Below are 18,464 nucleotides of genomic sequence, written 5' to 3'. Positions count from 1 at the left end.
CTGTCACCAGTCTCGCTTGACGCTACCTAGATGCCGCTGGAGGCCTTGAAAACAGTGGAGCGGGTGAAGGGAATCGAACCCTCGTTATCAGCTTGGGAAGCTGGAGTAATACCATTATACGACACCCGCTCAGAGCGGCTGACTTTGTACCAGAAGTCGGCCGCGATGAGAAGTTTTATTCTTCAAATATGTAAATATCAGCGGGTTTTTCGCCCTGTTGTTTGCTTCGGGCACCCTCACAGGGAAAGTGACGGGTGCTGGGGTTGTGTCGGTTTTAAAAAACCGAGCAGGGCACTTTTACTGCTATGGCTGGCGGATTTGTGTTCCATATCCAGAAAATGCCCGGTGTTTTCCAGGCTGACAAACTGGCTGTTGGCAATCGGTTGCGCAAAGTGCCGGGCGTCGCAGGCCATGGTGTATTCGTCCCATTCGCCATTGATAAACAGCACCGGTATCTCAATGCCCTCAGTGGCGCGCAGAAAGCCCTGCTGGTCGCTGCTCAGCACGTGGTTTATATGAAAGTGCATTTGCGCGTATTCATGCTCGGCCAGGCTGCTGACATGGCGGAAGTTGAAGCGCTTGAACAGCGGCGGCAAATGCTTGCCCAGGGTGTCGTTGATCAGATTGCCGACCTGGGTGCGGTTGCATGCTGCCAGGCAGTGACGGCCACGCTCCAGATAATCGCGCATGGCTTCGTTAATCAGTGGTGAAAACGAACTGATCACGGCTTTTTCAATACGCCGTGGTGTAGCCGCCAGTGCAGTAAGAGCTGCTGTACCGCCCCATGAAAATGAAAGCAGATAATTCACGTCAAAGTGCTCAATCAGCTCCAGAAGCACCTGCGCTTCCAGTTCCCTTGTGAGTATTTTCTGATTGGGGTTGTGGGGTTTTGATTTCCCTGCGTAAGGCTGATCGTAGAGAACCACGTTTAAATGCGGGTGCAGGTTTTTCAGGGTCTGGGCAAAGGACGCAGTCGTGGCCATCGAGCCATTGACCAGAATAATGGTGCTTTCTGCGCTATCGCTGCGATAGAACTCGGTATGGATGCGGTACTGGCCTTGAATGTCGAGCACGGCAATTTCGGGCTTGAGCATGGCGTCAGACTCCAGTGAATCGAGCGTCGGTCTGACTGATGGTGCACGGCGATTGTTACAGCCCCTGTTGCGCAGGCGGGATCTGGAACAGCTGTATTTCTTGTGGGCTCAGTGGCCGGTATGCGCCGGGGGCCAGTTGGCTGTCGAGCACCAGTGGCCCGATGCTTTCGCGGTGCAGGCGCACCACCTTGTTATTGAAGTAGCCAAACATGCGTTTGACTTGATGGTAACGCCCCTCAACGATGCTCAGGCGTGCGCAGCAAGGGCCCAGCAGTTCCAGCTCGGCGGGTTGTGTAGTGAGGTCTTCAAAGGCGAAATACACACCTTCAGCGAACTTGCTGATATACGCCGCGGTGATTGCCTGTTCAGTCTCGACGTAATACACCTTGGGCATCTTGGTCTCGGGCTGAGTGACATGGCGCGACCATTGGCCATCATTGGTAATCAGCATCAGCCCGCTGGTATTGAAGTCCAGCCTGCCTGCGATATGCAGTTCGTCCTTTTCCGGCTCGTCGAGCAGGTCGAGTACGGTCGGGTGTTCCGGGTCGCGGGTGGCGCTAACACAGCCCGGCGGCTTGTGCAGCATGAAATACCGTGCCGGTTTACCGGCCTGCAGGACCTGCCCGTCGAACTCGATACGGCTGAATGCGCGGATTTCGTGGCGCGGATCGCCAATGACCTGACCATCAACGCGGATCCGCTTCTCTATCAGGAGCAAGCGGACTTGTTGGCGGTTGAATTGGGGCAAATTGCTCAGAAAACGGTCTACACGCATGGCGATCAATCATAAAAAAATCAGGCGTCCATCTTACGTGAGCGGTTCCTGTTGCGCTGGTTGCAATTGGCTTTGCACCTGGGCGCAACGAGGGCAAAGACACGTCAGGTCGCGCTGCGACAGGGGCAGGGCGCGGATGATCTCGGGGTCAATCGTCACGCCATAGCACCAACAAGGTTGCTCCACGGTTTCAGGGTTGGCCATGGAACAGTCATTGCTGGCGCCGCAGGCGGGGCAAAGGTCGGGGGTGGTCATGTCGGAGTGTCCACTGTAGGGCATGAGCTTTGGTGCTCAAGGGTAAACGCAGTTGGAAGTGTACGTATTTCACTCATTTGACGTATGAATATTCATTAGTTTCTCTGCATGAAAATACTGAAAAATATCATTCGTGATTCTCGGAAAGAGGCTACAAATAATCGCTTTGTCAAGTTGTGCTGGATGACTAGTATTGAGTTTCTACAGGGGGGGGCTGTCGATAGACAGTGAATTTTAAATAGACGTTAAGAGGTAACAGTTTATGAAAGCTGTTTGTATCTTGTTGTGCGGTTTTCTTTATTCGGCAAATTTATTGGCCAGTGCCGCTGAAAGTTGCCCGGCTGTTGAGAGTATTACCCTCAATGCGGGTATTTATACTGCACCAGCCAATCAAGCGGGTAGCGAATGGATAGCCGTGTCCAGTGCTGCTTCTGCTCCGCGGCTGGTGTCATTTGAGGCCGGGGTTTTTTATCCGGAGAATAATCAGCAAGGCTCTGTCGGGAAAATTGGCTATTGCGAATATAAAGCGCAGGATCGCTCCCGTGTGAATTTGCATTATCGACAGGGCTCTGCACAAGAAAGCTCAATGCGTCTTCTCAATCCAGAAAACTGGACGTTTATAGAAAGCGGTCTGGGTTTGAATCTCTATGAGTGCACTGCTTCCAACTCGGGTGCCTGTGCTTTTTCCATAGTGAAGTGATTTCATGATTGCCTGGCTTTGACTCAGTAGCCAGGTGAGTGTGGGGAAAGTAGGGAGCAACGTTTTGCCTCTCTGCTTTAACCACTGGTCTGATACTTTTTTTTCACAGCACCGAACATCGTTTTTGTAGTCTTAACAGGTGTCGGACAGCCTTGCTGTTCGCCGCCTCCCAGCGTCGCTGGGTGTGCTCTTTAGCGGTCCAGGAGGCCGCCATGTATCGTCGTCTGCTCTCCATCATTGCAATTGGCTTGTCCCTGTCTGCTTGCGTGCCTTATTACTCGGGCGGCGCAGGTTATTACCGGACTGAGGTCTATACCGCGCCAGCGCCTTATTACTATGGTGGTTACCGTCCTTACTACGTGTACCCGCGTGGTTACGATGCGCTACCTCCACATTTCTATCAGGGCCCGCGCTACTACCAAGGGCCGAGAGGCTACTATCAGGGGCGGGGTTACCGCTCCGGCCACGGGCAAGGTTATGGTCCTGGTCCCGGCTATGGCTGGCGGGGCCGATAGGGATGTTGACAACCGGGGCGGGCTTTTCTAGTGTCCGCCCCATTGTTTTTCAGGATGTAGCCATGACCTCGGATGACCGTATAAAACTTGAACCTGTCTGGAAGCAGGCCTTGCGTGAGGAGTTCGATAAACCTTACATGGCCGAGCTGCGTGAGTTCCTGCGCCAGGAGCATGCGGCCGGGAAAGAGATCTACCCGCCGGGCCCGCTTATTTTCAACGCACTGAACCTTACACCGCTGGACAAGATCAAGGTAGTGATCCTTGGTCAGGACCCTTACCACGGCCCCGGTCAGGCCCATGGGTTGTGCTTTTCGGTGCAGCCGGGTATCCCGACTCCGCCTTCACTGGTCAATATCTACAAAGAACTCAAGCGCGACCTGAATATCGACATCGCCCCTCACGGCTGCTTGCAGCACTGGGCAGAGCAGGGCGTTCTGCTGCTCAACACGACGATGACAGTGGAGCGTGCCAATGCCGCTTCCCATGCCAAAAAAGGCTGGGAACATTTTACTGATCGTATTATCCAGGTAGTCAGCGAGCAGCAACCCAAGCTGGTTTTCCTGCTGTGGGGCGCCCATGCCCAGAGCAAGCAAAAACTGATCGATGCCACCAAGCACCTGGTGCTGACCTCGGTTCACCCATCGCCACTGTCGGCCTATCGAGGCTTTATTGGTAACGGCCACTTCAGCCGGACCAACAAGTTCCTTGAGCAAAACGGCCTGGCTGCGATCGACTGGAAACTGCCGCCGGTTTAAGCCATTGATCAGCGGTGCAAGGCACACCAGGCTAAATGGCCAGTGTGCCAGCACCTGTTGTCAGGAAGGGTCGGTTTGATCCTGGCGAGCCCAATATCGAAACAGTGGCTCGGCCAAAAACAACACAAAGATCAGGCGCATCACCTGCAAGGCAGTGACCAAGGGCACTGACAATTGCAGTGTTTCTGCGGTCAGGCTCATTTCTGCAATGCCGCCTGGCATCATGCCCAGGGTCATGGAGCGCAGGTCGAGTTGGGTCAGGGCGCTCAAGCCCAGTGCACACAGGCTGGCGATCAACATGGTCAGGGCTGTGCCCAGCAGGGTCTTGCCGATAAAAGACGGTGCCCGGCGAAAGAACGCCCGATTGAAGTGGCAACCCAGCCCGCTACCAATCAACCATTGCCCCATCTGGCTGCTGCCATCGGGCAGGCCGATATGCAAATCCCACAGGATACTCACACTGGCGCTGACCAGCAGCGGTCCGAACAGCCACGGGTTGGGCTGGCGCAAGCGTTGCCAGATCCAGGCCAGCAAGGCACCTGCCGGAAACAGCAACGCCAGCCAATAGAAGTTAATCGAGGCAGGGTGCACGGCGGGAGTACCTTCGCCCAGCAGATACTTGAAGGCTGCCGGGACGCACAGCACAACGGTCAGTACCCGCAGGCTCTGGCCCGCAGCGACGCGGCTCAACACGGCGCCATTGCGTGCGCCGAGGTTGACCATCTCGCCCGAACCGCCGGGCATGCTGGAAAAGAATGCCGTGGCGCGATCCTCACCACTGCGACGCATCAGCCATACACCGATCACGCTCGACACGCTGGTGAGCAAGGCGCCGGCCAGGATCAACCAGAAATGCGCCAGTACCTGCTCCATCACCACCGGCGTAAAGTGCAGGCCGATACCGATGCCTACAATCCACTGCCCGCATTTACGCCCGCCGGGAATCTCGGCCAGTTGCCAGGGCGTCAGGCAACGCACCAGGATGATCGCGAGCAACGAGCCGACCATCCATGGCAATGGCCAGCCGATCAGGCTGGCGAGGTAACCGCCAGCCAGACCGACCAGCGGCGTGCCCCACCAGTGCTTGAAGTTTGAATCAAGCATTGGCCAGAGCGCGGCGTTGAGCGCTGCGTTTGCGCCAGATACGCACAACAGGCAGTAGCAGCATGATGGCGGTCAGCACCCAGACACCGAGGGTGATCGGGCTGGCCCACAGAATTTCCAGTGCACCGTTGGAAATTGACAGGGCACGACGCAGGTTCTGTTCCATCAGCCCGCCCAGAATAAACCCCAGCAGTACCGGAGACAGCGGGAAGTCGAGCTTGCGCAGGATGTAGCCGAAGATGCCAATGCCGATCATCAGAAACAGATCGAATGTCGTGGCGTGTACCGCATACACACCAATTGCCGTGATGATGGCAATCGCTGGCACCAGCGCCCAGTTAGGCACCGACAGAATCCGGGTAAAGATGCGGATCATCGGAATATTGAGAATCACCAGCATGACGTTGGCGATAAACAACGACGCGATCAGGCCCCAGACGATATCCGGTTGTTGTTGAAACAACAGCGGGCCGGGGGTGATGTTATACAGCGACAGGGCGCCGATCATCACCGCCGTGGTGCCCGAACCCGGTACGCCCAGGGTCAGCATCGGTACCAGGGCACCGCAGGCCGAGGCACCGATTGCGGTTTCGGGCGCTGCCAGGCCGCGCATGTCACCTTCGCCGAATTTGCCGGAAGCACCGGCCAGGCGTTTTTCAGTCATATACGACACGGCGCTGGCCAGTGTCGCACCTGCCCCTGGCAGCACGCCCATGATGAAACCCAGCAGACCGCAACGGATATTCACCGCAAATACCGCAGACGCTTCCTTGAAGTTGAACATCATGCGCCCGGTGGCTTTCACCGCTTCCTGGCCACGATGGGTCTTTTCCAGCAGCAACAGGATTTCGCTGATGGAGAACAGGCCCAGTACCAGTACGACAAATTGAATGCCGTCAGTCAGATGGATGTTGTCCCCGGTGAAACGGTAAACGCCGCTGTTGGCGTCAATCCCGACGCAAGCCAGAAACAGACCGATAAGCGCAGCGATAAAGGTCTTTAGCGGACGGTCCCCGGCCATGCCGCCGAGGCACACGATGGCAAACACCATCAGTACGAAATACTCCGCCGGGCCGAAGGCTATCGCCCATTTGGCCAGCAACGGAGCGAACAGCACCATGCCGCAGGTGGCGATAAAGGCGCCGATAAACGAGCTCCAGGCCGACAGCGACAGTGCCACGCCAGCCAGACCTTTGCGGGCCATCGGGTAGCCGTCGAGAGTGGTCATCACGGTCGACGCTTCGCCGGGGATATTCAGCAGGATCGAGCTGATACGCCCGCCGTATTCACAACCCAGGTACACCGCGGCCAGCAGGATCAGCGCCGATTCCGGCGGCAGGCCCAGGGCAAATGCGATGGGGATCAGCAGCGCGACCCCGTTGATGGGGCCAAGACCCGGTAGCAGGCCGACCACGGTGCCAATCAGTGTGCCGCACAGGGCGGTAACCAGGTTGTACGGGCTGAGCGCGACGCCGAAGCCCTGGCCCAAATAGCCAAAAGTATCCATATCAGTTCTCCAGAACGTCGAGCAGGCCAAGCGGCAGCGGAACGTCCATGGCTTTATCGAAGAGTAAATAAAGGCCAACGCTCACCAGGCTGATGATCACGCAGCTGGGCAACCAGCGCCCGCCATACAGACGCGCGAGCGGGATGCCGACCAGGATGCTGCTGAGGATAAAACCGAGAGACTCGAAGGTGCCGGCGAAGATCAGCAACAGCACGATACACAGGCCGATCTTGGTCAGGGTTTCACGATCCAGTTTGGGGTCATCTTCGCTATGCACCACGGCTGAGGGGCGAAAGATCATGTAGATCAAACCCAGGCCCATCAAGGCCAGCATCAGCAAAGGGAAGGCGCGGGGGCCGACGGGTTCGTAGGAAAAGGCCGCCTGATAAGGCCAGGCCATTGCCGCCAAACCGACGCAGACCAGCAGCAGGGCAGAGGCAAAAACACGTTGTGCAAGCATGGTTCACTCCTGGGCCGTACCCCGATGCGCAAGGGCACAGCCAGTGGTCGGCGGCGGTTACTGGATCAGGCCGAATTCCTGGGCCAGGATTTTGTAGTCAGCCACCTGCTTTTTCACATAGGTGTCCAGCTCCGGGCCGGTCATGGCGAAGGGGAACAGCTCGCGCTGATCACGCAATGTGGCGAAATCTTCGGAGGCCAGCAGTTTGTCGAAAGCCTCTTTCCACCAGGCATAATCGGCATCGCTGACTTTTGGCCCCAGATAGAAGCCACGTACTACCGGCCAGACAATGTCGTAGCCCTGTTCTTTGGCAGTCGGGATGTCCTTCATCTCCGGCTCATCGAGGCGCTCATTGGCGAATACGGCGAGCAGGCGCATATCACCGCTCTGGATATGCGGCATGGAGTCGGAAATATCCGTACTGCCTACCTGAATATGCCCCCCCAGCAGCGCGGTGGCGATTTCACCACCGCCCTCCAGGGCAACGTAACGCAAGTCGCGCGGGTTGATGCCGGCGGCCTTGGCGATCAGTGCAGTCTGCATCCAGTCCTGGCTACCAACGGTGCCGCCCGAGCCGATCACCACTTTGCTCGGGTCTTTTTTCAGGGCCTGAACCAGATCATCGAGGTTCTTGTAGGGCGAGTCGCTTTTCACCGCAATGGCGCCGTAGCTGGTGCCGACGGCTGCCAGCCAGCGTACCGCGCTTTCATCGAAACGACCGAACTTGCCCTGCGCCAGGTTAAGCAATGAGCCACTGGACCAGGCTACCAAGGTGCCAGCATCGGCCGGGCGCTGGGCGACCACGGCGTTATAGGCAACGGCGCCCACGCCACCGGGCATGTAGGTCACACGCATGGGTTTGCTGAGCAGTTTTTCGTTGACCAGTGCGCTTTGTGCCAGTTTGCAGGTCAGGTCAAAACCACCACCAGGGGATGCTGGGGCGATGCACTCGGGGCGTTTGGGTTCAGCCAGCAACTGGCCGGTGAAGAGCATGCAGCTGGCAGCGAGAGCCAGGGTGCGCAGGGGGGATTTCATATCGTCTCCTCGGGAGCTTTTGTTTTTATAGGGCAGTTATGGGTTAAGCCACATCATGGGTGTCGCGCTGTTCTTCATCCGTATTAAGTACAACTTGCAGGCAGCGCAAAGCTGCTCGCAGGCGCAGCGAGGCATGGGGGCAATACGGGTGAAACACAGAGGTGACGGGCTTTGGGCTGATGAGTCAGCATGAAAGTGCTCCGATATTATTTTTATTGGCGAAAACGCTTCGAGGCGTTTTTCGGGCCGTTATGCAATGCATGACGGCGACAGGGATTACTGTCAGTCTCGCGATGCTAACCGGCCAACCTTTCGCTAACCTTTCAAAATAGATTCACTGTTTTTGCGCTCCACAGCACTCCTGCCGTCTGTACACTCCGCGCACAAAAAGGCTGCGGCCTGGACAAAAATATTGAGGTAAATCCGATGCGAGTGCTTTTGGTCGAAGATCAGCTACAGCTGGCCGAGAGTGTTGCCCAGGCCTTGAAAGGCACGGGCCTGACCGTGGATGTACTGCATGATGGCGTGGCCGCTGACTTGGCCTTGAGCAGTGAAGAATATGCCGTGGCGATTCTGGATGTAGGCTTGCCGCGCATGGATGGTTTTGAAGTGCTGGCGCGTTTGCGTGCCCGGGGTAAAACCCTGCCGGTGTTGATGCTGACAGCCCGCAGTGATGTCAAGGACCGGGTTCACGGGCTTAATCTGGGGGCCGATGATTACCTGGCCAAGCCATTTGAACTGACCGAACTGGAAGCGCGGGTCAAGGCGCTGCTGCGTCGCAGTGTGTTAGGTGGCGAACGCGTGCAGCAATGCGGGTCCCTGGTGTATGACCTGGGGACCCGGCGTTTCACCCTTGGCGATGAATTGTTGACCCTTACCTCTCGCGAACAAGCGGTGCTCGAGGCCCTGATCGCGCGGCCCGGCAGGGTCATGAGCAAGGAACAACTGGCGGCCCAGGTGTTTGGCCTGGATGAGGAAGCCAGCCCTGACGCCATTGAGATCTATATCCACCGCTTGCGTAAAAAGCTCGATGATCAGGGCGTAGCGATCGTGACCTTCCGGGGGCTGGGTTACTTGCTGGAAGGCCGCGATGTTTAAACTCGACAGCTTGCGCTGGAGCCTGCTCTGGCACCTGACGCTGTTGCTGGTTGTCCTGATGCTGGCCAGTAGCTTGAGTGCTTATTTCAATGGTCGCGAGGCCGCCGACACGGCGTATGACCGTACTCTGCTGGCCTCAGCGCGCACCATCGCTGCCGGTTTGTCGCAGCGCGATGGCAGCTTGAGCGCAGATGTGCCCTACGTTGCACTTGATACCTTTGCCTACGACAGTGCCGGGCGTATTTACTATCAGGTCAACGATATCCATCAGAAGCTGATTTCCGGCTATGAAAATTTGCCAGCGCCACCGGTGGGCACGCCGCGCACCGATGATTATCCGGCGTTGGCGCGCTTCTATAACGGTACTTATCTTGGGCAGAACGTGCGGGTGGTGAGCTTGCTCAAGGCCGTGACCGAACCCAGCATGAACGGCATGGCGGAAATTCGCGTGGCCGAGACCGACGAAGCGCGGGTAGCCATGGCACGCAGCCTGATGGCGGACACCCTGCTGCGCCTGGGTATGCTGGGGTTGGGCGCATTGCTGGTTGTGTGGTTTGCCGTAAGCGCTGCATTGCGTCCGCTGGAGCGTTTGCGTACTGCCGTCGAGGAGCGCGAGATGGATGACCTGCGGCCCTTGCCGCTGGTGTCCGTGCAGCGCGAGTTGCGGCCGTTGGTCCAGGCACTCAATCACTTTACCGAGCGTTTGCGCGGGCAGTTCACCCGCCAGGCGCAGTTTATTGCTGATGCCGCCCATGAGTTGCGCACACCTTTGGCGGTGCTCAAGGCCCAGCTTGAACTGGGCTTGCGTGCGAATGAACCGCATACCTGGCGCAGTACCCTTGAGCAGGCAGCCCAGGGTACGGACCGGCTGACCCATCTGGCCAATCAATTGCTGTCGCTGGCGCGCATCGAGAACGGCGCCCGGGCCATCGCCGAGGGCGGTGCGCAGTTGCTCGATCTCAGTCAGTTGGCCCGGGAACTGGGCATGGCCATGGCGCCGCTGGCCCATACCCGGGGTTTTGCCCTGGCGCTGGAAGCTGATCAGCCGGTGTGGCTGTATGGTGAACCCACGTTGTTGCATGAGCTGCTGAGCAATCTGGTGGACAATGCCATGGCCCACACTCCGGTGGGTGGCAATGTGATTTTGCGCGTCACGGCGCCCGCAGTTCTGGAAGTTGAAGATGATGGGCCGGGTATTCCCCATGAAGATCGTGAGCGGGTATTCGAGCGTTTTTATCGGCGTAATCAGCAAGTGGCGGGGTCAGGGCTGGGGCTGTCCATCGTTGGCGAAATCTGCCGGGCGCATCTGGCCCATATCAGTTTGCATGATGGTGCGCAGGGTGGTTTGAAAGTAAGGGTGAGCTTTGTCCCGGCCAATGGGGAACGGCGCTAACCTGAGAACATGTACGGGCAAATACCTGTAGCAGCTGCCGAAGGAACGAGGCTGCGTTCGGTTGCGAAGCGACCGTAAACACTCGTTATCGGATTTACCTGACACACCGCGGTGCCTGGTTTTACGACGGCTTTGCCGCCGGACGCAGCCTCGTTCCTTCGTCAGCTGCTACGCAATACAGAGTCCCATATTCAGATAAACATCCAGCGCGCTTCGTGAAGTTGCTCTTGAAACTTCACGTCATCCGCCTCCACTTTCAACCTCTTGAAGGCGGGCAGGGCAGCCAGCGCTTCCAGATCCTGATCCATAAACACACTGGCGATCTGTACCAGGTCGATGTAGTCGATGGCTTTGGATTGTCGAGAAAAGTCCTGGTACTGCCCAGGAATCTTCAACAGCATTTCCGGAAATTCCCAGCCTGCCAGCAGTTTGTCGCCAATCAAGGGGTGGATGCTGTCGATGACGTGATTAAGCGAAATCGGGTCGCAAAGCAGTTCGTCGTGGTCTTCGGCGTAGGTCAGGATGGGCAATACGCCGATCTGATGCACCAGCCCGCCCAGTGCCGCCTGGTCAGGCTTGAGTGCGGTATGGCGGCGGCACAGGGTGTAGCAGATACCCGCCACCTCCAGGCTCTGGCGCCATACATCACGCATTTTCTGCTCGACCACTTCCGAACGGGCATGGAAAATTTGTTCCATCACCAGCCCGATCGCCAGGTTGCTGCTGTAGTTGACCCCCAGACGGGTAATGGCCGTGTGCAGGTCGGTGACCTCGCGGGTGGCGCGCAGCATCGGGCTGTTGACCACCTTGATCAGCCGCGCCGACAGCGCGGTGTCACGACCTATGACCTTGCTCAAGTTACTGACGCTGATTTCAGGGTTTTCCGCGGCCTTGCGGATGTTTAACGCTACTTCCGGTAGTGTGGGTAGAACCAGGTCATCTCTATCAATGGCCTTAAGCAAGTCCATTTGGACTCTGTGCGCCAGCATGCTCATTTCTCTAGGTACTGCATTTCAATGTGTGGCAATCAACGCTGGATCTCGCGATCTCGATCCAGTTGATACGGCAGCTCAAGCAGTGAAAGGCCAGGGCCTTGCAGGTCACCCAAGTGAATATCCCCGGCTTGCGCAGCATCGCTGGTCAGCACGGCAAGCAGTTCGACAGTGTTTTCGGCTTTTGCAGCCAGTACCACTTCGCCCACGGCGCTGCTGTGGGATGGGGCAAACAGAGGCGTTCCGGGGGCAGGCACTTCATGGCCCGCCTCAAGCGACAAACGGTAGAGATGGCGTTTGAGCTTGCCCAGGTATTGCATGCGCGCGACGATTTCCTGGCCGGTATAGCAGCCTTTTTTGAAGCTGACACCGCCCACGGCTTGCAGGTTGATCATTTGCGGAATGAACAGTTCACGGGTCTGGGCCATGACCTGGCCAATGCCGGCGCGTACCTGGCCAAGCAACCATTGATTGAGGTCGGCCTCAGGCAGTTGCGCCTTGAGGTGCTGGACCAGGCTTTCAGTCTGTTCGACAGGGGCCCAGAGTTCGGCACGGCCTTCAGAGGCGCGAATGGCGATCAGGTCATTGGCGCGGGCGACGCTGTCGGTTTCCGCTGGCAGTTGCAGGCCCAGGCTTTGCAGTACGGCATCCGCCTGGTTCAGGCCAAAGCGTACCCAGTTGGCACTGTCGTCGGTGAGTTTGGATTTGGAGAACACCGCGTATTTTTTAAGATCCGCCAACTGCGGCTCAACCAGCTCGCGAGCCATCGCCAGCAGGCAGCCGTTGGCCTGCAGCACAATGCGAAAGCTTGATTGCATACGGCCTTTTTGCGTGCAACGGGCGCCAAGACTGGAGCGCGTTTCACTCAAATAGTTGAGGTTGCAGGTCAACTGCCCCTGCAGAAACTTGCTGGCGTCGTTGCCGATAACAGCAAGAATGCCTTCGTGGTTCAGGGTGCAGAAAAAAGCAGAGTCGGCCATGGGTCTTCGCAGTTAAATAAGTCTGGGATACATCATAGAGGTGCGCCCTGCAAATGGGTAGTTCGCAAAGGATCGACGGGCCCGACCAAAGCCGACTGTTCTATGGCGGATCGGCCTGTATACTTGCGTTCTATTTGAGGAGCGCTCCATGGTCGAAAATGTTGAACTCAATCGTCTCTACTGGCACAGCCGTCGCGGCATGCTTGAACTTGACGTATTGCTGGTGCCTTTCGTCAAGGAAGTGTACGCCACCCTGAATGACGCAGATCGCGAATGCTATCGCAAGCTGCTGGAATGCGAAGACCAGGACATGTTCGGCTGGTTTATGGAGCGCAGCGAGTCCGAGGACCCTGAGCTGCAGCGCATGGTTCGGATGATTCTGGATCGTGTCCAGCCCAAGTAATTATTTCGAGTGCCGCTGGCATGCCTGCGGGCAATTGCTGGCGGCTTATCTTGCAGCCCAGCTACTGGCGCTGATCTCAATTTGCCTTCTCTCAATCCCGCTCTGGGCCCAAGTGCTCGGTGTTTTGTTGTGCCTGGCACACGGGGCCTGGGTGTTGCCACGGCATATCCGCCTGACCCATGGCAGTGCCATTGCCGGCTTGCACCATAATGACGATGGCTGGCAGTTATGGAGTCGTGACAAGGGCTGGCAAGCCGTGCAATTGCGCCGTGACAGCCTGGCGCTGCCCTGGGTGGTGATTGTGCGTTTCCGCTTGCCGGGTGAGTGGCGGGTGCGCGCGGTATGTATTCCCGCCGCCGCGCTGGCGCCGGATCAGCACCGGCGCTTGCGCGTGCGACTGAAGTTCAGTCGGCGTAGGTGGCTGGCACCCGGATAGTGTCCAGCTGTCCATTGATGATGCGCTGAGGTTACCCATGGCGGCTCTATCACAGGACACTAGATGATTGAGTCAATATCCAGGGTATAGGGCGCACCGACAGTGCGGCCGTAGATCGAGGTCAACAGACCATCATCAAAGTCTGGAGCAGGGGCCATGGCAAGTTGTTCGGCCACCCTGTTTTCCGGATGTGCATCCCAGCGCAGCAGGCACTCGGCCAGCAGCTCGGGTTGGGTTGAGAGCGAGCCATAGACATAGGTTTCGTCAACCCTCGTATAGCGCAGGGTTTCCAAACGTTTGAGAGTCGTTTGCACCTGATCGACTTCGTGACTGAACGCCCTGATGGTCATTTCGCGGGCGCGGTCATAGGGGGTAGGGTAATCACTGAGCATGCTGCGCTGGAGGCGCAGTTGTTTAACGATGTTTACCAGGGCAGTGTTGAGTTGCCTGAACTCTTCCTCGGTCACCAGAGTAGGCTTTAACTGCAGCGCCTCCTGCGAGCGGCGTAGGGCCGCCCAGCAACTGGGCATATAGCCCCCCACCATTGAATGGTTGCTGGCATGAAGGGCTTGAGTGATCAAGCCCGGGCGGGCGGGGAGCCCATCGATTTGCTGGACGGCCAACGTGCAGGCAGCATGTTGGGTAATGGTGTCGCAGCCGGGTTCCCAGAGGATCGAGGACTTGTTCTTGCCTGCGAACTCCACCGGCATAAAGTGTCGCAAGGTGCCGTGATGCTCATAAGGTTCGCCGCTCATGTTGGTAATGCCAGCGACAAACAGAGAAATACCCACGGGTACGTTAACGAAGGTGAGTGCAGCACCCGAGATGTACATATTGGGTTTGGTGTTCATCCAGGTTGCCGGCACGCTGGGTACCGGGTCGTTGTGGTTGACCATGCGGTAATGCACCAGATCGCCGGCCCCTTTTACAAAGGTGGCGTCTGCCGCTCTTGGGGCGCCGTAGGTGTACAGTACGATGTCCACTTGAAATTCTTTCTGGCGGCGCAGCATTTCTGAGAGCAGCAAGGTAATAGCGCCTCCCAGGCTATGGCCGCAAATAAGCAGTTTCTGTCCGGTGTAGAACTTGTCGAGATAGTTGATCGATAGGTCATAAACTTTTAGTGCGGCATCATAGAAGCCTCGGTGAACCTTGCCCTGGCCTTCTTTGCCAAAGGGCACCTGGAACGCGTCAGCATCCCGCAATCCATCCGCTAATAGTTCATTGGTGCCACGTACAGCAATCAGCACCAGTTCATCGTTGTGGGTGATAAATGCTTGAGTGTCAGTACTGTTTGTTTGCTCTCGATCATCCAGGAAATGAATACTGGCAGGAGTTTCTTGATCCTTTCCTAAGTCAGGGCTGTTCGATGGGTACAGGTCGGGGGAAAAGGGGACGATTTCCAGGCGCTTTGAATAGGGTACGTCTTCGTATAGCGGGTAATACGCCTTGGCTTGCCCAGGGTCCACTTTCCAGATTTCATCGAATTTGGCCAGAGCGTCGCCAAACCAGTTACCGATGCTCGGCTTCTTGGGGAAGCTTACTGTTTTCTCTCTGATCGGCGTCTTCTCTGGCTGCTGACCAAACGGGTTGTAGCTCAAGGTGGCCATGAGGGCGAGTTGATACAGATTCAGCGCACAGAACTGTGAGTCGGTAGAGAACATTGGGCGCAGGGCCCGTAAAGGACGAATCTCCAGTACGTTATGTCTGTTTGAAAGCAGGCAGATGCCTTGTTTGCCATGTTCGTGCATAAGCTTGGCCCAGCTCTTGTTAGGCGGATAGTGAGCTTCGACCTCGGGCGGCAAGTGCGCAACATGTTCGACCAAATGGCGGACTTCTACCTGGCAAAAGAAATCAGCACAGGCTTGTGCAGGGTTGCTTTGAGTGCGTGAGCCGTCTTTATGAATGTAACGGGTTTGTTCGGCGCGCACCTGGAGTTCGGTTATTGGGAGTGGATAGTGTTTTCGCTGCTTTAAATCCTTATAGAGAGGGGTTGTGCCGGTATATTCCTGCGTTAGGATCAAGGAAATTGGTCCTGCAAAATGGTTATTTACTTTTCCTGTACCTGCACTGTCGAGTTTACCTTCGTATATAAAACCTTCGGTATCAACAACTTTGTAGGTCAGTCCCGCATAAGGCTGTCCCTTTCCAAACTCATCAACTAACTGAAAACTGATCCATTTTCCTTGAGTGGGACAGGAGAAGATACGGCTGTTTAGCGGCTGCTTCAACTCTTCATCTAAAGTTGTCATTGATTTATTTCCTTATTCTGTGCAGCCAGGATAAATGGTACAGCTACGACCGTCAGGCATTAAAAAGCTGCTGAAGTCTTTATAATTACCATTGCAGTAACCGCGTTGATCCTCGAGCCCTTCCCCTATGCAGCGCTTCCATCCGTTGGGAACTTTTACCCATGTATCTCCCCAGCCAGGAATTTCCTCATCCGCCAGTTTGATCTTCAGCTTCACGGTTTTACCCGGTAGTTGGTCCAAGGTATAAGCCCCAACGGGACGGCCTTTCGTGATCATGCCAAGATTGTCAATATTTTTGCAGTCGAGGAGCTTTCTGATATATCGTTTTGGGCCTACAGTTCTAAAAAGCCATTGGCACTGGCCGTTAAATGTGCTTGTGCCAGAAGTATCAAATACGCCTTTTGTTTTTTCATCAAAGTGTTCGCGAATAGCGACAGCTGCCGAGTGCTTTCCAAAATTGCCCCGATCTTCTCCATAAGATCCGTATATATCAAGTTCTATTCGATAGATAACCAGTCGGCAACCTTCAGTCGTTCTGTAAATAGGGATTTTAGTGTCGAGTTTGTATGTTTCTTTATAATCTTGTCGCCATCTTTGGTTGTAGCCGACATGGGGTTTTTTTGCTGTGCAGGTTTCCCCTTTGGCGGGGACGTACTGGGCAAGTGCCTGGTAAGTGAAATCAGGCGGCAGATCTGCCGTAAAGGTAAAGCTTTCCGAGTTACCAAAACCACACCCTGCTATCAGGGCCATGCCACAACCCAAAAACAGGGCTTTAAATCTTCGTGTCATTTAATATTTTCCTTATTCAGTGCAGCCTGGATAAATAAAACACTGCTTTCCATCTGGCATGAGGAATGTACTAAAATCTTTCTGGTTTTCGCGACAAAATGCATATTGGTCTTCCATGCCTTTACCCATGCAACGTTTCCAACCATTGGGAAATTTCAGCCAGGTATTTCCAATAGAAGGCCTTTCCTCATCCGTCAGTGTGATCTTCAGTTTTACGGTTTTACCCGGTAGTTGGTCCAAGGTATAAGCCCCTACAGGGCGCCTCTTCGTTACCATGCCTTGATCGTCAACTTTCTTGCAATCAAGAAGTTTTGTTATGTAACGTTTAGGTCCGATAGTGCGAAACAACCATTGACACTGACCGTCGATAGAACTTTCTTCAGTAGCATTAAAAGTACCTTTGTATTGTTCTTCTAGTTGCTCTCTAATAATAACGGCTGTTGTGTCGGTGCTAAAATTTCCACGATCTTTTCCGTAAGTGGCATTAATATCCAAATCGATTTTATAAATGACCAGTCGGCAGCCTTTGACGGTACGGTAAATCGGGATTTTAGACTCTGGCTTGTATTCTGTACGCCACTCTCTGTTAAAGCCAAGGTACGGGTTGTCATCAAGGGTGACCGTACAGTTTTCTCCCTTGGCTGGTGCGTATTTGGCTACAGCGTAGTAAGCGAAGTTCGGCGGCAGATCTGCCGTAAAGGTAAAGCTTTCCGAGTTGCCAAAACCACACCCTGCTATCAGGGCCATGCCACAACCCAAAAACAGCCCTTTAAATGCTCGTGTCATAACGGGCCTTCTTCTTGCCAGAACCGCACTTCCTGGTAAACCCGTTGGTAGTGGCTTGCCGGATTTTCATTCGGGTGTACCCGCCAGCGCTGGGCAAATTGTCCGTTTATGTCCTTTAATCCCTGGAGTAATAAAAACTCCAGTTGTTCGGGCGTTTGCCAGCCCCAAGTGTCGGCCAAGGCCAGTTGTGCGCGCAGCCACAGGTCGGGGTCTTGTTGTTCGGCAATTCGGGCGTAGGCGTCTAGATGTTCGGCCAGCAGGTAGCGACGGGCATTGACCTCGCGCGTGTACGCGCGTTGATCCACCTCAACGGGAACGTCACGCCAGGCAGGGCTCTCAGGAACTGGATGGTTACCCGGTGCGGGATTGCTGAGCGTTTCCCAGTGCTCGCCTTGCCAGTAGCAGACGCTGATAGTGGGCCCTAAATACCCTGCGACAGTTGCAGTGGTTAAGTGCTTCAGTGCTCGGGCCAGTACCCGGTTGTCATGGAAACGATAAAGCGCTTGATGGGGCCGGACCCCGACAATCAGACGTTCGCGCCAATGTTTGACCAACGTCTGTAGCCCTGCCTCAGGTGCAATACTGGATAGCCAGCCCCAGTTCCTTTCAGGGGCCTTGAGCAACTCGCTCAAGTGTCCGTCCTCAGGGTCGTCGATAAGGAACATGAAAGGCCCCGCATCTGCCATATCGGCGGCCGGCGTTTCTCTGTACACGCTGCAATAGAAGTCAGGCGCCCTGTTGTTCAATAGGCCGTTACGAGCGGTGAGTTCGTCCATAGAGTCCAGAATCAAACATACAGAGCGCCCAAGGTGGCGTTGCTCGGCCATCCATTGCTGTGGTGCCAGCAGGGTCATGCTGCGGCTCCTTCAGTCAGACGAACACTCTTTTTGCGGGCATCGCCGTGCTTGCGGTCACGGGTGTCGCTGGGAGTACGCACTTCAAGAACCTGAAGTTGCAGGTTTTCGATATCCAGATCAGGACGTTCGCTGACCTGTTCCAGATCAAAAGAAAAGGAAGCGCTTAGGGCTTTTTGGCCGGTAAACGTGAGGATCTGAAGGGCATACCTGAAGTCGCTGACGATAGAGTTGAAATGGGTTTTAGGGCTTGTGTTGAACATCCAGTGTTCCTTTTTCACTCA

At 55.7% G+C, this 18,464-nt stretch carries 20 protein-coding genes and 1 tRNA gene; 6 read left to right on the top strand and 15 right to left on the bottom strand.

Translation table 11 applies throughout. The features are described from left to right. Positions 1-55 precede the first annotated feature (55 nt). The 4 genes from ACZRMH_RS22715 to ACZRMH_RS22700 form a co-directional block, all read right to left on the bottom strand. A tRNA-Gly gene (locus tag ACZRMH_RS22715) sits at positions 56-129 on the bottom strand. A gap of 107 nt (positions 130-236) precedes the next feature. Continuing rightward, positions 237-1,094, bottom strand: a complete 858-nt coding sequence (locus tag ACZRMH_RS22710) for an alpha/beta fold hydrolase (protein ID WP_464015366.1) — start codon at positions 1,092-1,094, stop codon at positions 237-239. A gap of 55 nt (positions 1,095-1,149) precedes the next feature. Next, complete coding sequence (locus ACZRMH_RS22705) at positions 1,150-1,869, bottom strand: pseudouridine synthase (RefSeq protein WP_464015365.1); 720 nt, start codon at positions 1,867-1,869, stop codon at positions 1,150-1,152. Positions 1,870-1,902: 33 nt separating this feature from the next. Then, positions 1,903-2,124 carry a cysteine-rich CWC family protein gene (locus tag ACZRMH_RS22700; protein ID WP_464015364.1) on the bottom strand — a complete coding sequence of 74 codons (222 nt, stop codon included), beginning with the start codon at positions 2,122-2,124 and terminating at the stop codon, positions 1,903-1,905. Between the two features lie 262 nt (positions 2,125-2,386). Here ACZRMH_RS22700 and ACZRMH_RS22695 point away from each other — a divergent pair, with 262 nt between their 5' ends. Further along, on the top strand, positions 2,387-2,824 hold the full coding sequence (locus ACZRMH_RS22695) for a DUF3757 domain-containing protein (protein ID WP_464015363.1): 438 nt from the start codon (positions 2,387-2,389) through the stop codon (positions 2,822-2,824). Between the two features lie 577 nt (positions 2,825-3,401). Further along, positions 3,402-4,094, top strand: coding sequence for a uracil-DNA glycosylase (gene ung / locus ACZRMH_RS22690; RefSeq protein ID WP_016782026.1), 693 nt, complete (start codon positions 3,402-3,404; stop codon positions 4,092-4,094). Positions 4,095-4,154: 60 nt separating this feature from the next. Here the strand turns inward: ung and ACZRMH_RS22685 are convergent, their stop codons facing one another. From ACZRMH_RS22685 to ACZRMH_RS22670, 4 genes are read right to left on the bottom strand one after another with little or no spacing between them, the layout of a single operon-like run. Beyond that, positions 4,155-5,198 carry an AbrB family transcriptional regulator gene (locus tag ACZRMH_RS22685; protein ID WP_464015362.1) on the bottom strand — a complete coding sequence of 348 codons (1,044 nt, stop codon included), beginning with the start codon at positions 5,196-5,198 and terminating at the stop codon, positions 4,155-4,157. Next, on the bottom strand, positions 5,191-6,705 hold the full coding sequence (locus tag ACZRMH_RS22680) for a tripartite tricarboxylate transporter permease (RefSeq protein ID WP_464015361.1): 1,515 nt from the start codon (positions 6,703-6,705) through the stop codon (positions 5,191-5,193). The genes ACZRMH_RS22685 and ACZRMH_RS22680 overlap by 8 nt, the downstream gene beginning before the upstream one ends. 1 nt (position 6,706) lies before the next feature. Continuing rightward, on the bottom strand, positions 6,707-7,165 hold the full coding sequence (locus ACZRMH_RS22675) for a tripartite tricarboxylate transporter TctB family protein (protein ID WP_464015360.1): 459 nt from the start codon (positions 7,163-7,165) through the stop codon (positions 6,707-6,709). Positions 7,166-7,222: 57 nt separating this feature from the next. Further along, the gene (locus tag ACZRMH_RS22670) at positions 7,223-8,200 is read right to left on the bottom strand and encodes a Bug family tripartite tricarboxylate transporter substrate binding protein (protein ID WP_464015359.1); all 978 of its coding nucleotides are present in this window, start codon (positions 8,198-8,200) and stop codon (positions 7,223-7,225) included. Between the two features lie 426 nt (positions 8,201-8,626). Here ACZRMH_RS22670 and ACZRMH_RS22665 point away from each other — a divergent pair, with 426 nt between their 5' ends. Both ACZRMH_RS22665 and ACZRMH_RS22660 read left to right on the top strand, forming a co-directional pair. Then, the gene (locus ACZRMH_RS22665) at positions 8,627-9,298 is read left to right on the top strand and encodes a response regulator (RefSeq protein WP_464015358.1); all 672 of its coding nucleotides are present in this window, start codon (positions 8,627-8,629) and stop codon (positions 9,296-9,298) included. Further along, positions 9,291-10,691, top strand: a complete 1,401-nt coding sequence (locus ACZRMH_RS22660) for a sensor histidine kinase (RefSeq protein ID WP_464015357.1) — start codon at positions 9,291-9,293, stop codon at positions 10,689-10,691. Before ACZRMH_RS22665 ends, ACZRMH_RS22660 begins: the two co-directional genes overlap by 8 nt. A gap of 191 nt (positions 10,692-10,882) precedes the next feature. Here ACZRMH_RS22660 and ACZRMH_RS22655 read toward each other — a convergent pair whose 3' ends face one another. Next, positions 10,883-11,686, bottom strand: coding sequence for an HDOD domain-containing protein (locus ACZRMH_RS22655; protein ID WP_464015356.1), 804 nt, complete (start codon positions 11,684-11,686; stop codon positions 10,883-10,885). A gap of 32 nt (positions 11,687-11,718) precedes the next feature. Continuing rightward, the gene (gene ygfZ / locus ACZRMH_RS22650; RefSeq protein WP_464015355.1) at positions 11,719-12,663 is read right to left on the bottom strand and encodes a CAF17-like 4Fe-4S cluster assembly/insertion protein YgfZ; all 945 of its coding nucleotides are present in this window, start codon (positions 12,661-12,663) and stop codon (positions 11,719-11,721) included. 148 nt (positions 12,664-12,811) lie between these two features. On the opposite strand from ygfZ, the gene ACZRMH_RS22645 reads away from it, so the two are divergent. Together ACZRMH_RS22645 and ACZRMH_RS22640 are read left to right on the top strand one after the other, a co-directional pair. Next, entirely contained in the window at positions 12,812-13,066 is a 255-nt protein-coding gene (locus tag ACZRMH_RS22645) for an FAD assembly factor SdhE (protein WP_464015354.1), read from the top strand. Further along, complete coding sequence (locus ACZRMH_RS22640) at positions 13,050-13,502, top strand: protein YgfX (RefSeq protein ID WP_464015353.1); 453 nt, start codon at positions 13,050-13,052, stop codon at positions 13,500-13,502. The genes ACZRMH_RS22645 and ACZRMH_RS22640 overlap by 17 nt, the downstream gene beginning before the upstream one ends. Before the next feature lie 59 nt (positions 13,503-13,561). Here the strand turns inward: ACZRMH_RS22640 and ACZRMH_RS22635 are convergent, their stop codons facing one another. Genes ACZRMH_RS22635 through ACZRMH_RS22615 form a run of 5 tightly spaced genes read right to left on the bottom strand, consistent with a single transcriptional unit; the run spans position 13,562 to position 18,443 of the window. Continuing rightward, positions 13,562-15,751, bottom strand: coding sequence for a lipase family protein (locus ACZRMH_RS22635; RefSeq protein WP_464015352.1), 2,190 nt, complete (start codon positions 15,749-15,751; stop codon positions 13,562-13,564). A gap of 12 nt (positions 15,752-15,763) precedes the next feature. Beyond that, positions 15,764-16,540, bottom strand: a complete 777-nt coding sequence (locus ACZRMH_RS22630; RefSeq protein WP_464015351.1) for a hypothetical protein — start codon at positions 16,538-16,540, stop codon at positions 15,764-15,766. Between the two features lie 12 nt (positions 16,541-16,552). After that, positions 16,553-17,326, bottom strand: a complete 774-nt coding sequence (locus ACZRMH_RS22625; protein WP_464015350.1) for a hypothetical protein — start codon at positions 17,324-17,326, stop codon at positions 16,553-16,555. Further along, positions 17,323-18,180: a DUF4123 domain-containing protein gene (locus ACZRMH_RS22620; RefSeq protein WP_464015349.1), complete on the bottom strand. Its 858-nt coding sequence runs from the start codon at positions 18,178-18,180 to the stop codon at positions 17,323-17,325. The genes ACZRMH_RS22625 and ACZRMH_RS22620 overlap by 4 nt, the downstream gene beginning before the upstream one ends. Further along, on the bottom strand, positions 18,177-18,443 hold the full coding sequence (locus ACZRMH_RS22615; RefSeq protein ID WP_464015348.1) for a hypothetical protein: 267 nt from the start codon (positions 18,441-18,443) through the stop codon (positions 18,177-18,179). The genes ACZRMH_RS22620 and ACZRMH_RS22615 overlap by 4 nt, the downstream gene beginning before the upstream one ends. Between the last annotated feature and the right edge of the window lie 21 nt (positions 18,444-18,464).

It is taken from the genome of Pseudomonas sp. B414 (assembly GCF_055408445.1).
This window is presented reverse-complemented; position numbering and strand designations above follow the sequence as displayed.

Bases quoted from the DNA above. Each gene is read 5' to 3' on its own strand.
- ACZRMH_RS22680 (WP_464015361.1), bottom strand. From the start codon at position 6,705: ATGGATACTTTTGGCTATTTGGGCCAGGGCTTCGGCGTCGCGCTCAGC.
- ACZRMH_RS22670 (WP_464015359.1), bottom strand. From the start codon at position 8,200: ATGAAATCCCCCCTGCGCACCCTGGCTCTCGCTGCCAGCTGCATGCTC.
- ACZRMH_RS22710 (WP_464015366.1), bottom strand. From the start codon at position 1,094: ATGCTCAAGCCCGAAATTGCCGTGCTCGACATTCAAGGCCAGTACCGC.
- ACZRMH_RS22700 (WP_464015364.1), bottom strand. From the start codon at position 2,124: ATGACCACCCCCGACCTTTGCCCCGCCTGCGGCGCCAGCAATGACTGT.
- ung (WP_016782026.1), top strand. From the start codon at position 3,402: ATGACCTCGGATGACCGTATAAAACTTGAACCTGTCTGGAAGCAGGCC.
- ACZRMH_RS22655 (WP_464015356.1), bottom strand. From the start codon at position 11,686: ATGAGCATGCTGGCGCACAGAGTCCAAATGGACTTGCTTAAGGCCATT.
- ygfZ (WP_464015355.1), bottom strand. From the start codon at position 12,663: ATGGCCGACTCTGCTTTTTTCTGCACCCTGAACCACGAAGGCATTCTT.
- ACZRMH_RS22615 (WP_464015348.1), bottom strand. From the start codon at position 18,443: ATGTTCAACACAAGCCCTAAAACCCATTTCAACTCTATCGTCAGCGAC.
- ACZRMH_RS22660 (WP_464015357.1), top strand. From the start codon at position 9,291: ATGTTTAAACTCGACAGCTTGCGCTGGAGCCTGCTCTGGCACCTGACG.
- ACZRMH_RS22635 (WP_464015352.1), bottom strand. From the start codon at position 15,751: ATGACAACTTTAGATGAAGAGTTGAAGCAGCCGCTAAACAGCCGTATC.
- ACZRMH_RS22695 (WP_464015363.1), top strand. From the start codon at position 2,387: ATGAAAGCTGTTTGTATCTTGTTGTGCGGTTTTCTTTATTCGGCAAAT.
- ACZRMH_RS22665 (WP_464015358.1), top strand. From the start codon at position 8,627: ATGCGAGTGCTTTTGGTCGAAGATCAGCTACAGCTGGCCGAGAGTGTT.
- ACZRMH_RS22645 (WP_464015354.1), top strand. From the start codon at position 12,812: ATGGTCGAAAATGTTGAACTCAATCGTCTCTACTGGCACAGCCGTCGC.
- ACZRMH_RS22705 (WP_464015365.1), bottom strand. From the start codon at position 1,869: ATGCGTGTAGACCGTTTTCTGAGCAATTTGCCCCAATTCAACCGCCAA.
- ACZRMH_RS22630 (WP_464015351.1), bottom strand. From the start codon at position 16,540: ATGACACGAAGATTTAAAGCCCTGTTTTTGGGTTGTGGCATGGCCCTG.
- ACZRMH_RS22685 (WP_464015362.1), bottom strand. From the start codon at position 5,198: ATGCTTGATTCAAACTTCAAGCACTGGTGGGGCACGCCGCTGGTCGGT.
- ACZRMH_RS22675 (WP_464015360.1), bottom strand. From the start codon at position 7,165: ATGCTTGCACAACGTGTTTTTGCCTCTGCCCTGCTGCTGGTCTGCGTC.
- ACZRMH_RS22625 (WP_464015350.1), bottom strand. From the start codon at position 17,326: ATGACACGAGCATTTAAAGGGCTGTTTTTGGGTTGTGGCATGGCCCTG.
- ACZRMH_RS22620 (WP_464015349.1), bottom strand. From the start codon at position 18,180: ATGACCCTGCTGGCACCACAGCAATGGATGGCCGAGCAACGCCACCTT.